Origin of the sequence: Mycobacterium sp. E2989, assembly GCF_001667595.1 — a bacterium.
GTDB lineage: Bacteria > Actinomycetota > Actinomycetes > Mycobacteriales > Mycobacteriaceae > Mycobacterium.
Genome location: NZ_LZJX01000018.1, coordinates 32,024 through 45,014 on the forward strand (window position 1 = coordinate 32,024; position 12,991 = coordinate 45,014).

13 protein-coding genes are annotated in these 12,991 nt (G+C 69.6%); 8 read left to right on the forward strand and 5 right to left on the reverse strand.

Features of this window, described 5'->3' with window-relative positions; all coding sequences use genetic code 11:
- The first annotated feature begins 13 nt into the window (after nt 1-13).
- Both A5680_RS04210 and A5680_RS04215 read left to right on the forward strand, forming a co-directional pair.
- On the forward strand, nt 14-451 hold the full coding sequence (locus A5680_RS04210) for a rhodanese-like domain-containing protein (RefSeq protein WP_067816492.1): 438 nt from the start codon (nt 14-16) through the stop codon (nt 449-451).
- The gene (locus A5680_RS04215) at nt 448-1,674 is read left to right on the forward strand and encodes an O-succinylhomoserine sulfhydrylase (protein WP_067816495.1); all 1,227 of its coding nucleotides are present in this window, start codon (nt 448-450) and stop codon (nt 1,672-1,674) included. Before A5680_RS04210 ends, A5680_RS04215 begins: the two co-directional genes overlap by 4 nt.
- Nucleotides 1,675-1,682: 8 nt before the next feature.
- On the opposite strand, the gene A5680_RS04220 is transcribed toward A5680_RS04215, so the two are convergent.
- From A5680_RS04220 to A5680_RS04230, 3 genes are read right to left on the reverse strand one after another with little or no spacing between them, the layout of a single operon-like run.
- Nucleotides 1,683-3,062, reverse strand: coding sequence for an NAD(P)/FAD-dependent oxidoreductase (locus tag A5680_RS04220; RefSeq protein ID WP_055403844.1), 1,380 nt, complete (start codon nt 3,060-3,062; stop codon nt 1,683-1,685).
- 37 nt (nt 3,063-3,099) lie between these two features.
- Nucleotides 3,100-3,711 (reverse strand): hypothetical protein, encoded by a 612-nt coding sequence (locus A5680_RS04225; protein ID WP_067816497.1) that lies wholly within the window; start codon nt 3,709-3,711, stop codon nt 3,100-3,102.
- A gap of 32 nt (nt 3,712-3,743) precedes the next feature.
- Entirely contained in the window at nt 3,744-4,928 is a 1,185-nt protein-coding gene (locus A5680_RS04230; RefSeq protein WP_067816499.1) for an acyl-CoA dehydrogenase, read from the reverse strand.
- Between the two features lie 56 nt (nt 4,929-4,984).
- Between A5680_RS04230 and A5680_RS04235 the strand changes: the two genes are divergently transcribed.
- From A5680_RS04235 to A5680_RS04245, 3 genes are read left to right on the forward strand one after another with little or no spacing between them, the layout of a single operon-like run.
- Complete coding sequence (locus A5680_RS04235; protein ID WP_067816502.1) at nt 4,985-5,347, forward strand: DUF3054 domain-containing protein; 363 nt, start codon at nt 4,985-4,987, stop codon at nt 5,345-5,347.
- A 2-nt stretch (nt 5,348-5,349) separates the two neighbouring features.
- Nucleotides 5,350-6,213, forward strand: a complete 864-nt coding sequence (locus tag A5680_RS04240; RefSeq protein ID WP_067816506.1) for an SAM-dependent methyltransferase — start codon at nt 5,350-5,352, stop codon at nt 6,211-6,213.
- Nucleotides 6,214-6,219: 6 nt separating this feature from the next.
- Nucleotides 6,220-6,720, forward strand: a complete 501-nt coding sequence (locus A5680_RS04245) for a GNAT family N-acetyltransferase (protein WP_067816509.1) — start codon at nt 6,220-6,222, stop codon at nt 6,718-6,720.
- A gap of 30 nt (nt 6,721-6,750) precedes the next feature.
- On the opposite strand, the gene A5680_RS04250 is transcribed toward A5680_RS04245, so the two are convergent.
- The gene (locus tag A5680_RS04250) at nt 6,751-7,491 is read right to left on the reverse strand and encodes an MBL fold metallo-hydrolase (protein ID WP_055403822.1); all 741 of its coding nucleotides are present in this window, start codon (nt 7,489-7,491) and stop codon (nt 6,751-6,753) included.
- Between the two features lie 87 nt (nt 7,492-7,578).
- Between A5680_RS04250 and fgd the strand changes: the two genes are divergently transcribed.
- Genes fgd through A5680_RS04265 form a run of 3 tightly spaced genes read left to right on the forward strand, consistent with a single transcriptional unit; the run spans nt 7,579 to nt 11,810 of the window.
- A complete protein-coding gene (fgd, locus tag A5680_RS04255; RefSeq protein ID WP_067816512.1) occupies nt 7,579-8,589 on the forward strand; it encodes a glucose-6-phosphate dehydrogenase (coenzyme-F420) in 1,011 nt (336 codons plus the stop codon).
- Complete coding sequence (pta, locus tag A5680_RS04260; RefSeq protein WP_067816515.1) at nt 8,582-10,660, forward strand: phosphate acetyltransferase; 2,079 nt, start codon at nt 8,582-8,584, stop codon at nt 10,658-10,660. Before fgd ends, pta begins: the two co-directional genes overlap by 8 nt.
- Nucleotides 10,661-10,673: 13 nt before the next feature.
- Nucleotides 10,674-11,810 (forward strand): acetate kinase, encoded by a 1,137-nt coding sequence (locus A5680_RS04265; protein WP_055403825.1) that lies wholly within the window; start codon nt 10,674-10,676, stop codon nt 11,808-11,810.
- On the opposite strand, the gene A5680_RS04270 is transcribed toward A5680_RS04265, so the two are convergent.
- Entirely contained in the window at nt 11,799-12,980 is a 1,182-nt protein-coding gene (locus A5680_RS04270) for a DUF1501 domain-containing protein (RefSeq protein WP_067816518.1), read from the reverse strand. The genes A5680_RS04265 and A5680_RS04270 overlap by 12 nt on opposite strands.
- Between the last annotated feature and the right edge of the window lie 11 nt (nt 12,981-12,991).

A 12,991-nucleotide genomic window follows, 5' to 3' on the forward strand; every position in this document is an offset into this window, starting at 1 on the left:
ACCATCCGAGGTCATGAGCACAGAGCGCGCAGGCTCCTACGCCGGAGACATCACGCCAGAGCAGGCCTGGGAACTGCTCAGCGACAACCCGAACGCCGTGCTGGTCGACGTGCGCACCGACGCCGAGTGGCGGCACGTCGGCGTGCCCGACCTGTCCAGCCTGGGCCGCGAGGCGGTGTTCATTGAGTGGAACACCTCCGACGGCAGGCACAACGCGAACTTCGCCGACGAACTGCGCGACCACGTCCCGCCGGGCGCCGAGGCCGAGCGGCCGGTGGTCTTCCTGTGTCGCTCGGGCAACCGCTCCATCGGCGCCGCCGAGGCCGCCACCCGCGCCGGCATCACCCCGGCATACAACGTGCTGGACGGGTTCGAAGGCCACCCGAACAGCCAGGGGCTTCGGGGTGAATCGGGTTGGCGCGCCGTCGGATTGCCCTGGAAGCCGCTATGACCGACCCGTCGGGGGAGTCTGTGCGCGCGCCCAAGGCCCTGCCCGACGGCGTCAGCCAGGCCACCATCGGCGTGCGGGGAGGCCTGCTGCGCTCCGGCTTCGAAGAGACCGCCGAGGCGATGTTCCTAACGTCCGGCTACGTCTATCCGTCGGCGGCGGTCGCGGAGCAGTCGTTCACCGGCGAAGTGGACCACTTCGTGTACTCCCGCTACGGCAACCCCACCGTGACCATGTTCGAGGAGCGGCTGCGCCTGATCGAGGGTGCGCCCGCGGCGTTCGCCACCGCGAGCGGCATGGCGGCCGTGTTCACGTCGCTGGGCGCGCTGCTGGCCGCCGGCGACCGACTGGTCGCGGCGCGCAGCCTGTTCGGGTCGTGTTTTGTGGTGTGCAACGAGATCCTGCCGCGCTGGGGCATCGAGACCGTCTTCGTCGACGGCGACGACCTGGCGCAGTGGGAGGAGGCGCTGTCGAAGCCCACCGCCGCAGTGTTCTTCGAGACGCCGTCCAACCCGATGCAGTCGCTGGTGGATATCGCCGCGGTGGTCGAGCTGGCGCACGCCGCGGGCGCAAAGGTGGTGTTGGACAACGTCTTTGCCACACCGCTGCTGCAGCAGGGCATCCCGCTCGGCGTGGACGTGGTGGTGTACTCGGGCACCAAACACATCGACGGCCAGGGCCGGGTGCTGGGCGGCGCCATCCTCGGCGACAAGGAGTACATCGACGGCCCGGTGCAGAAGCTGATGCGGCACACCGGCCCGGCGATGAGCGCGTTCAACGCCTGGGTGCTGGTGAAAGGCCTTGAGACGCTTGCCGTTCGGGTCGAGCACAGCAACTCCTCGGCGCAGCGCATCGCGGAATTCCTGGAAACCCATCCGGCGGTGAGCTGGGTCCGCTACCCGTATCTGCCGTCGCACCCGCAATACGACCTGGCCAAGCGCCAGATGTCCGGGGGCGGAACAGTGATCACCTTCGCGCTCGACTGCCCCGACGCTTTGGCCAAGCGGCGGGCCTTCGAGGTGCTGGACAAGCTGCGGCTGATCGACATCTCCAACAACCTGGGCGACGCGAAATCCCTTGTCACGCATCCCGCGACGACGACGCACCGGGCGATGGGACCCGAAGGCCGGGCGGCGATCGGGCTGGGTGACGGCGTGGTCCGGATTTCGGTGGGCCTGGAGGGCACCGACGACCTGATCGCCGATATCGACCAGGCTTTGAGCTAGTTGAAGAGCTAGCCGGCCTGCTTCTCGGCGGCCTCGATGCGCTCGGCCGCCGCCAGCGTCCCCTCCTGCGCCTGCCGCTCGACCCAGTCCACCACCGGCCGGGCGTACATCATCTGGCTGGTGATGGCCATCTGGCCGCGGGTGCGGCCGAGGAAGGAAATCCCCCAGGAGAACATCGCCGCGATGCGGTTGCGGTGGCCGACCAGGTAGTACAGGTGCAGCAGCAACCAGGCCAGCCAGGCGATGAAGCCGCCGAACTCCAGCTTGCCCACCTGCGCGACGGCGCTGTACCGGGAGACCAGGGCCATGCTGCCCTTGTTCAGGTATTTGAACGGCTTGCGGTTTGCGGGGTCGTCGGTGCCCTTCACCGCGTGTTTGATCAGCGTGGCGGCGTAGTGGGCGCCCTGGATCGCGCCCTGGGCCATCCCGGGCACGCCGGGCACCGACATCAGGTCCCCGACGACGAACACGTACGGATGCCCCTTGACCGTGAGGTCGGGCTCGACGACCACCCGTCCGGCGCGGTCGGTCTCGGTCCCGTCGGACTGCTCGGCGATGATCTTGCCCAGCGCGCTGGCCTGCACACCGGCGGCCCACACCTTGCAGGCGCACTCGATGCGCCGCTCGCCGCCGTCCTTCTCCTTAATCGTGATGCCCATGTAGTCGACGGTGGTCACCATCGCGTTGAGCTGCACCTCGACGTCCATCTTCTCCAGCCGGCGTTGCGCCTTGAGGCCGAGCTTGGGACCCATCGGCGGCAACACCGCGGGCGCCGCGTCGAGCAGGATGACCCGGCATTCGCTGGGCGTGATGGTCCGGAACGCCCCCGCCAGCGTGCGCTCGGCGAGCTGGACGATCTCGCCGGCGAGCTCGACCCCGGTCGGCCCGGCGCCGACCACCACGAACGTCAGGCGGCGCTGCCGCTCGGCCGGGTCGGTGGCGACCTCGGCGGCCTCGAACGCGCCGAGGATGCGCGCCCGCAGCTCGAGGGCGTCGTCGACGCTCTTCATGCCGGGCGCGAAGGCGGCGTAGTCGTCGTTGCCGAAATAGGACTGCTGCGCGCCGGCCGCCACGATGAGGCTGTCGTATGGGGTCACCGTCTGCATGCCCATCAGGTGCGACGTGACGGTCTTCGCCGTCAGGTCGATATCGCTGACGTCGCCCCACAGCACGCGGACGTTCTTCTGCTTGCGCAGGATCAGCCGGGTGGTCGGGGCGATGTCGCCCTCGGACAGGATGCCGGTGGCCACCTGGTACAGCAACGGCTGGAACAGGTGGGTCGTCGTCCTCGAGATCAGGGTGACGTCCACGTCCGCCCGTTTGAGCGCCCTGGCCGCGTTCAGGCCCCCGAATCCGCTTCCGATGATGACGACGCGATGCCGCGACATGCTCATCCCCTCACCGTACGACCCCGCCGCGCCGCCGCTAGAACGGCCACCCGTTGGAGTTGTCCTTGAATTTGCCGTTCAGCGCGGTGCAAAAATCGTCGGCCGTGCCGGCGAGCAAGACGTAGTAGGTCTCGCCGCGGCGGCTCTCGAAGGTGTTGGGGGTGCTCCAACCGCTGTTGCACAGCGAGTTCTGCGCGCCGGCGGTGGACCTGCGCCAGTTCGTCTTCGCGCAGCCCGCCAGCGCGTCGACGTTGGGCGTCGCGCTCTTGGCCGCGACCACCATCGCGCCGCCCCATTGCCCGTCGGCGCGCCGATAGGCGCGCGCCCCGAATCCGGCGTTGTTGGTCTGGCAGGCCAGCGCGCGGCGCATCAGCGAGAAGGGCGCGGCCAGTTGGGAATTGGCGCTCGCGGCCGCGGCCGTGATGAATTGCGCCGCGTCCGAGCCGTCGACCTCCTGCACGTTCGGGGTGCCGAAGCTGAACAGCTGCTGCGCGATCCCGGCGTTGCTGCCGCCGCCGATGATCGGCCCGCCGCCGCTCGACGTCATCGCCGGCAGCGCGGAACTGGGATCGGCGCCCGCCGGTGCGACACCGGCGGCGGCGCCCAGCGCAAGCACGGCCAGCACCCGGCGGAGCGCGGTGAGTCTCATGCCCTCATTCCAGCACGTGCGCGCGGGTCATGTCAGCGGAAGGCGTCGCTGCCGGTGAACGCCTGGCCGAGCACCAGCTGGTGCATCTCGGGCGTGCCCTCGTAGGTGAGCACCGACTCCAGGTTGACCATGTGCCGGATCACCGGGTATTCGAGCGATATCCCGTTGCCGCCCAGGATGGTTCGCGCGGTGCGGCAAATCTTGATGGCCTCCCGGGTGTTGTTCAGCTTGCCGAAGCTGACCTGCTCGGGCCGCAGCCCGGCGCCGTCCTTGAGGCGGCCGAGGTGCAGCGACAGCAGCTGACCCTTGTGCAGCTCGACCGCCATGTCGACGAGTTTCGCCTGCGTCAGCTGGAATCCGGCGATCGGGCGCCCGAATTGGGTGCGCTGCGTGGCGTAGTCGAGCGCGGCCTGCCAGGCCGAGCGCGCCGCGCCCATCGAACCCCAGATGATTCCGTAGCGCGCCTCGGACAGGCACGACAGCGGCCCCCGCAGCCCGTTGGCCTCGGGCAGCATCGCGGACTCGGGCACCCGCACGTCGTCGAGCACCAGCTCGCTGGTGATCGAGGCGCGCAGCGACAGCTTGTGGTGGATGGTGTTGGCCGAGAAGCCCGGCGTCTTGGTGGGGACGATGAAGCCGCGGACGCCGTCGTCGGTGGCAGCCCACACGATTGCGACGTCGGCGACCGAGCCGTTGGTGATCCACAGTTTGCGGCCGTTCAGCACCCAGTCCGAACCGTCGCGGCGGGCGCGGGTCTTCATCGCGGCCGGGTCGGACCCCACGTCGGGTTCGGTCAGCCCGAAGCACCCCAGCAGTTCGCCGGTGGCCATGCCGGGCAACCACTCCTGCTTCTGCTCCTCCGACCCGAAATTCCAGATCGCGAACATCGCCAGGGACCCCTGCACCGAGACCATCGACCGAATGCCGGAGTCGGCGGCCTCGAGCTCGGTACAGGCCAGGCCGTAATGCACCGATGAGGCCCCGCCGCACCCGTAGCCCTCCAGGTGCATGCCCAGCAGGCCGAGCTGGCCGAATCCCTTGGCCAGTTCCCGCACCGGCAGGTCACCGATCTCGAACCACTCCGCGACGTAGGGCAGCACGTGTTCGGCGCAGAACTCCCTGACGGTGTCGCGCACCGCGAGCTCGTCGCTGGACAGGGAGGCGTCCAGGCCCAGGGGGTCATACCGGTCGAAGGCGGGGGGTTTTTTGGTGCTCATGGCTTTCAGCCTGCCACTAGCCGGCCCTCGGCAAACCCGGCCGGTAGTCTCGCTGCATGCGACGGCCTCTGTGGCTCGTCGTGGACGTCGCCTGCGTGCTGGTCTTCTGCGCGGCCGGGCGCCGCAGCCACGACGAAGGACTCGACATCGCCGGCGTGGCGACCACCGCGTGGCCGTTCCTCACCGGGACCGCCGTCGGGTGGCTGGCGTCCCGCGCCTGGCGGCGCCCGACCGCCCTGGTGCCGACCGGGGTGGTCGTGTGGCTGTGCACGGTGGTGGTCGGCATGGTGTTGCGCAAGCTGAGTTCCGCGGGCGTCGCGGCCAGTTTCGTGGTGGTGGCGGCGTCGGTCACCGCGTTGTTGTTGCTCGGCTGGCGCGCGGTCGTCGGGCTGAGCGTGCGGCGCCGGTCCGGCGTCTGACCATGGCGACGGCGGCGGGCGTGGCGGTGACCGCGGCATTCGGCGCCGCCGCACGGGCGGTCGCCACCAACAGGGGGTTGCTGAACGATCCGTTCGCCGAACCGTTGGTGCGCGCGGCCGGGGTGGACCAGCTCGCCCGCGTGATCGACGACGACCGGTTCGCCGCGGAGGACGCGGGCGGCCCGCGGTTCCTGGACCTCTGCGCGGCGCACACCCGGTTCGTCGACGAGTTCGTCGCCGATGCCGTCAGGGGGGGCCTTCGGCAGGTGGTGCTGTTGGTGTCCGGCCTGGACACCAGGCCGTACCGGTTGTGGTGGCCGCCCGGGACGACGCTCTACGAGGTCGACCGGCCCGAGGTGCTGGACTTCAAGGCCGAGGTGCTGCGCGGCCAGGGCGCCGAACTGGCCGCGAGCCGGCGCGGGGTCGGGGTCGACCTGCACCAGGATTGGCCGGCCGCGCTGCGGCGGGTCGGCTTCGACGCCACCGCGCCCTCGGTGTGGGTCGCCGAGCAGTTGCTCATCGGCTACCTGACGCCCGCGCTGCAGGACCGGGTGCTGCAGGGCGTCACCGCGATGAGCGCCGCCGGCAGCCGGCTCGCCGCCGATCACATGCCCACCTGGACCCCGCTGCTGCTGGAGGCGGAGCGGTCCTTCGTCGATGGCTGGCGCCGCCACGGCCTGGACATCGACCTGGCCAGCCTGACGCATCCGGGCCGGTACCACTACGTCCCCGAGTACCTGGGCGCCAACGGCTGGGCGGTGGTGCAGCGCGGGGTCGGCGACCTGCTGGGCGCGATGGGGCTGCCGGCGCCGGCGCGCGGTGGGACGGAGTTCGTCCCGGAATACCTCACCGCCACACGGGTTTAGACGATCATGGCGGGTTCCAACCAGCTTCGGTTCGTGTCGGCCACGCACGACGACCCGCTGGCGCAGCCCCTGCTGGTCGAGCTGGCCGACGAGTACGCGCAGCGCTACGGCGGCACGCCGAGCACGCACCTGTCCTGGCTGCCGGTGCCGGAGGCGGAGCTGGCGGCGCCGGACGGCGGGCTGCTGATCGGGGTGCTCGACGGCGTGCCCGTCACGGGCGGCGCGTTCCGGCGCTACGACGCCGAGACCGCCGAGCTGAAACGCATCTGGACCGACCGCGCGCACCGGCGCCGCGGGTATGCCCGGATCCTGCTGGCGGCGCTGGAGGCCGAGATCGCCGCGCGCGGGTACCGGCGGCTGTATCTGATCACCGGCAACCGGCAACCCGAGGCCGAGGCGCTGTACGACGCGACCGGGTACACCCGGGTGCCCGCCGACCCGCTGCCGTCCTGGGGCCCGTTCGTCCCGATCGCATTCGAGAAGTGGCTGATTCCCGAAGGCCAGTGAATGTTATTGTTCTGCAATGGATTCCGGGCTTCAGCGTTCGGCCCGCGCCAGAGCCGCGTCGGTCGCCTCCCGGATCGGCCCCCGCCATACGTCGCCGTGGCCCGGCAGCAGCACCTCGGTGTCGAGCAGGGCGAGCGCGGACAGGGTGCGGATGCAGTCCTGCTGGCTGTAGCTGAAGATCGCCGGCAGCAGCTGCGGTCCGCGGTGGCGCAGCAGGGGATGGCCGGTGATCAGCGCGTCCCCGCTGACCAGCACGCCGTCGATCAGATACGAGCAGTGTCCGTTGGTGTGCCCGGGGCTGAAGACGGGCATCGGCTGGCCCGGCAGGCCGGCGGCCACCTCGGCCGTCAAGGGCTGGGCGGTGGGGATGCCGTCGCGGATCAGGCCGCCGCTGCGGACCACGTGGGCCGTCCACCTGGCCCACCGCGGTCGCCAAATGCGAAGCGCCACATCGACGATCGACACCTGCTCCAGGTACTCGCGTTTCGCGTGGCCCACCTCGTCGGCGTGGCAGTACACGGGGATGCCGTGCTCGCTCGCGAACCAGATAGCGGTGCCCAGGTGGTCGATGTGGGCGTGCGTCAACACGATGGCGCGCACATCGCCCGGGCCGTAACCCAGCTCGGACAGCGAGCCCAGGACGTCGTCGCGGTCCCCGGGATAGCCGGCGTCGACCAACATGACGCCGGTGTCGTCGGTGACCAGCGTCCAGTTGACCGCGTCGCCCTGGGCGAGGTGCACCGTGTCGGTGACCTGAACTAGCTCCGCCATGCCCGCGAGTGTAGGAGGAGCGATCGCAAGCGCGGCGAAGCCGGGCGCGGCGGGTCGCGACCATCGGCGGAGGAGTAGAAATAACCCGTGGCTGAACTGAAACTTGGATACAAGGCATCCGCCGAACAATTCGCACCACGCGAGCTCGTCGAACTCGCCGTCGCCGCCGAAGGTCACGGCATGGACAGCGCAACCGTCAGCGACCACTTCCAGCCCTGGCGGCACAAGGGCGGGCACGCCCCCTTCTCGCTGGCCTGGATGACCGCCGTCGGCGAACGCACCAAGCGGATCGTGCTGGGCACGTCGGTGCTCACGCCGACCTTCCGGTACAACCCCGCCGTCATCGCCCAGGCCTTCGCCACCATGGGCTGCCTGTACCCGAACCGCATCTTCCTCGGGGTGGGCACCGGCGAGGCGCTGAACGAGATCGCCACCGGATACGAAGGCGAGTGGCCCGAGTTCAAGGAACGCTACGCGCGGCTGCGCGAGTCGGTCCGGCTGATGCGCGAATTGTGGCTCGGCGACCGCGTCGACTTCGAGGGCGAGTACTACAAGACCAAGGGCGCCTCGATCTACGACGTGCCCGAGGGCGGCATCCCGATCTACATCGCCGCGGGCGGACCGCAGGTGGCCAAATACGCCGGGCGCGCCGGCGACGGGTTCATCTGCACCTCCGGCAAGGGCGAAGAGCTCTACAAGGACAAGCTGATCCCCGCGATGCGCGAGGGCGCCGAGGCGGCGGGCAAGAACGCGGATGACATCGACCGGATGATCGAGATCAAGATCTCCTACGACACCGATCCCGAACTGGCCCGGGAGAACACCCGGTTCTGGGCGCCGCTGTCGCTGACCGCCGAGCAGAAGCACAGCATCGACGACCCGATCGAGATGGAGAAGGCCGCCGACGCGCTGCCGATCGAGCAGATCACCAAGCGCTGGATCGTCGCGTCGGATCCCGACGAGGCCGTCGAGAAAGTCGGTCAATACGTCGAGTGGGGCCTCAACCACCTGGTGTTCCACGCACCGGGCCACGACCAGCGCCGCTTCCTCGAGCTCTTCGAGAAGGACCTGGCCCCCAGGCTGCGGCGACTTGCCTGAACCCTCAGCGATATACATCGCCGCTCCGGAACCGGAGACCGGCAAATCGACGCTCGCGCTGGGGCTGCTGCACCGCCTGACCGCGACCGTCGCGAAGGTCGGTGTGTTCCGGCCGATTACGCGGGTCACCGACGGCAAGGACCGGGACTACATCCTGGACCTGCTGCTGCGGCACACCACCGCGGGCGTGCCCTACGAGCAGTGCGTCGGCGTGACCTACCAGCAGCTGCACGCCGACACCGACGCGGCGATCGCGACCATCGTCGACGCCTATCACGCGATGGCCGACGACTGCGACGCGGTGGTGATCGTGGGCAGCGACTACACCGACGTGGCCCGGCCCGCCGAGCTCTCGGTCAATGCCCGGATCGCGGTCAATCTCGGTGCGCCGGTGGTGCTCACGGTCAGCGGCCGAGGCCGCACGCCGGATCAGGTGGCCGGCGTCGTCGAGGCGTGCCTGGCCGAGCTGACCGTCCAGCGCGCCCACACCGTGGCGGTGGTGGCCAACCGCTGCGAACCGGAGCGGCTGGCCGACGTCGCCGAGGCGCTGGAGGCCTTCAGCCAGCGCAGCTACGTGCTGCCCGAAGAGCCACTGCTGTCCGCCCCGACGGTGGCCGAACTCGAAACCGCGGTCAGCGGAACGCCGGTCAGCGGCGAGGCGTCGCTGCGGGAACGCGAGGTCACCGGCGTCTTGGTCGCCGGGATGACGGCCGACCACGTGCTGGAACGGCTGAGCGACGGCATGGCGGTCATCACGCCGGGCGATCGCTCGGACGTGGTGCTCGCGGTGGCCAGCGCCCATGCCGCCGAGGGTTTTCCGTCGCTGTCGTGCATCGTCCTCAACGGGGGCTTTCGGCTGCATCCGTCCATCGCGGCGCTGGTCGCCGGGCTGCGGCTGCGCCTGCCCATCGTCGCCACCACGCTGGGCACCTACGACACCGCCACCGCGGCCGCCGCCGCCCGCGGCCGGGTCACGGCGAATTCGCAACGCAAGATCGACACCGCGCTGGAGTTGATGGACCGCTACGTCGACGTCCCGGATCTGCTTGAGCGGCTTGCCATCCCGATACCCACCGTGACCACGCCGCAGATGTTCATCCACCGGCTGACGCTGCAGGCGCGGTCGGACCGCAAGCACATCGTCCTGCCCGAGGGCGACGACGACCGCATCCTCAAGTCGGCCGGCCGGGTGCTGCAGCGCCGCGTCGCCGACCTCACCGTGCTGGGCGACGAGGCCCAGATCCGGCAGCGCTCGGGTGAACTCGGGGTGGACCTCGACGGTGCGCAGGTAATCGACCCGCGCACCAGCGACCTACGCCTCCAGTTCGCCGACCAGTACGCGGACCTGCGCAAGGACAAGGGCGTCACCCTCGAGCACGCCCGCGAGATCATGCGCGACGGAACATATTTCGGCACGATGATGGTGCACAACTGCATGGTCGACGGCATGGTGTCCGGCGCCGCCCACACCACGGCGCACACCGTCCGGCCGGCCTTCGAGGTGATCAAGACCGTGCCCGATGTTTCCACCGTGTCGAGCATCTTCCTGATGTGCCTGCCCGATCGGGTGCTGGCGTACGGCGACTGCGCGATCATCCCCAATCCGACACCCGAGCAGCTGGCCGACATCGCGATCTCTTCGGCGCGCACCGCGGCGCAGTTCGGCATCGAACCGCGGGTGGCGTTGCTGTCGTACTCCACCGGTGAATCGGGCAGCGGCGAGGACGTCGAGAAGGTCAGGACCGCAACGGAATTGGTTCGGCGCCGGGCGCCGCAGCTACCGGTCGAGGGCCCCATCCAATACGACGCCGCGATCGAGCCGTCCGTCGCGGCCACCAAGTTGCGGGACTCGCCGGTTGCCGGCCGCGCCACGGTGCTGGTCTTCCCCGACCTGAACACCGGCAACAACACCTACAAGGCGGTGCAGCGCAGCGCCGGGGCGATCGCCATCGGACCGGTGCTGCAGGGCCTGCGCAAGCCGGTGAACGACCTGTCCCGGGGCGCGCTCGTCGAAGACATCGTGAACACAATCGCCATCACGGCTATCCAGGCGCAGGGCATCCGTGGCTAACTCGAATCGGGTTGTGCTGGTGATCAACTCGGGATCGTCCTCGCTGAAATACCAGCTGGTCGATCCCGATTCGGGTGAGGCCCGGGCGACCGGCAACGTGGAACGGATCGGCGAGGAGTCCTCCCCGGTCGCCGACCACGACGCGGCGCTGCGCCAGGCGTTCGACGCGCTGTCGGAGAAGGGGATCGACCTGCGTGCCTGCGGCCTGGTGGCGGTGGGGCATCGAGTCGTGCACGGTGGCAACACGTTCTACAAGCCCACCCCGGTGGATGACGCGGTGATCGACAAGCTCGACGAGCTGTCGGAGCTGGCGCCGTTGCACAACCCGCCGGCGGTGAAGGGCATCGAGGTGGCGCGCAAGCTGCTGCCCGACATTGTCCACATCGCGGTGTTCGACACGGCGTTCTTCCACGACATGCCGCCCGCGGCGGCCACCTATGCGATCGACCGTCGGGTGGCCGAACGCTGGCAGATCCGCCGCTACGGATTCCATGGCACGTCACACCGGTACGTGAGCCAACAGGCCGCCGCGTTCCTGGGCCGGCCGCTGGGCGGGCTGAAACAGATTGTGCTGCATTTGGGTAACGGCTGCTCCGCGTCGGCGATCGCCGGTAACCGGCCCCTCGACACGTCGATGGGCCTCACCCCGCTGGAGGGCCTGGTGATGGGCACCCGCAGCGGTGACATCGACCCCAGCATCGTCGCCTACCTGTGTCACACCGCGAAGATGGGCGTCGACGAGGTGGAGTCCATGCTCAATCAGCGGTCGGGGGTGCTGGGCCTGTCCGGCGAGCGGGACTTCCGAAGGTTGCGCGAGATGATCGAATCCGGAGACGGCGCGGCGCAATTGGCCTACAGCGTGTTCACCCATCGGCTGCGTAAATACGTTGGCGCCTACCTGGCGGTGCTGGGGCACACCGATGTCATCACCTTCACCGGCGGCATCGGGGAGAACGACGCGGCCGTGCGCCGCGACGGACTGGCTGGGCTGGAAGAGTTGGGCATCGTGCTCGACCAGCGCCGTAACCTGGGCGGCGGCAAGGGCGCCCGGCAGATCTCCGCCGAGGAATCTCCGGTCGCCGTGCTGGTCATCCCGACCAACGAGGAGCTGGCCATCGCCCGCGACTGTGTGAGCGTGTTAAGCGGTTAGGAAGCCCAGGCTCTTTCGCCCGGCGCCCACCGACGGCGTGGGATCCGCTCCGACCGTCCGCACCAGCAATTCGTGGTACACGTCGCGAAAGTCGGTGGTGTACTTCAGGTCCCCGTTGTCGAGGTCGGTGAGGCTGGGCTCGTCGCCGTAGAAACCGCCCCGAACGGGTGTGCCGGCAACGAAGACGGGCCCGGCCGTGCCGTGATCGGTGCCTTGGGAGGCGTTGGCGCGCACCCGGCGGCCGAACTCCGAATACGCCATCACGACGACGTTGCGGTCGCCCACCTCCCGCAGGAATTTGGTTACCGCGTCGTCGAACGTCCCGAGCAGGCGTTGCTGTGTGTCGCGCTCTGAAGCGTGGGTGTCGAAGCCACCCAGTTGCACCGTGTACACCCGCGTCGGCACGCGAGACTTCACCGCTTCGGCCACCATGCCCAGCTGCGTCGAGAGCGAATTACGCTGTTGTCCAGCGACTTTGATCGATTCAAACGCCTTGGCGGTGGTGCGTGCGGCCCGGTAGGCCTTGCACACCGCGGCCATCGCGGGGGTGTCGTCGGGGTCGCCGGTGCCGAGCGCCTCCATCAGCGCGTCTGCCCCCCGCCCCGCCGGCGCCGAAGCGGTGGAAAGCGCCGCGGCGGTGAACTTTTCCCCGACCGCCAGCGGCGGGAGGACGGGACCGATGTTGACCGCGCGCAGCGGGTCGTCGCCGGTTGCATCGAGCCAGCGGCCGATCCAGCCGGTCGACACGGGCTCAGCCGGCGACGCCGTTTGCCAGATATCCATCGACCGGAAGTGGCTGTGGTCGGGCCGCGGATAGCCCACGCCGCGCACGATGGCCAGCTGCCGGCCGCCCCACAACTGGGCCAGACCCTTGAGCGCGGGGTTGAGACCCAGCGTCTCGTCGAGGCGCAGAACCTCGCCGGGGCCGTAGGCGAGCTCGGGCCGGGCATCGTGATAGGCGTTGTCCCCGTAGGGGATCAGGGTGTTGATGCCGTCGTTGCCGCCGTACAGCGTCACGAGCACCAGCACGCCGGCGCCGTCGGACAGCGGCCGGTCCTGGGCCGCGCGCATCAGGTCGGGCCAGCTGACCGCCACGGCCGTCGACAACAGGCCGGCCGCGCCGACGCCCGCGCTGGCGACCAGGAACTTGCGGCGGTTCATCTCGGGCATTTTCGGATCTC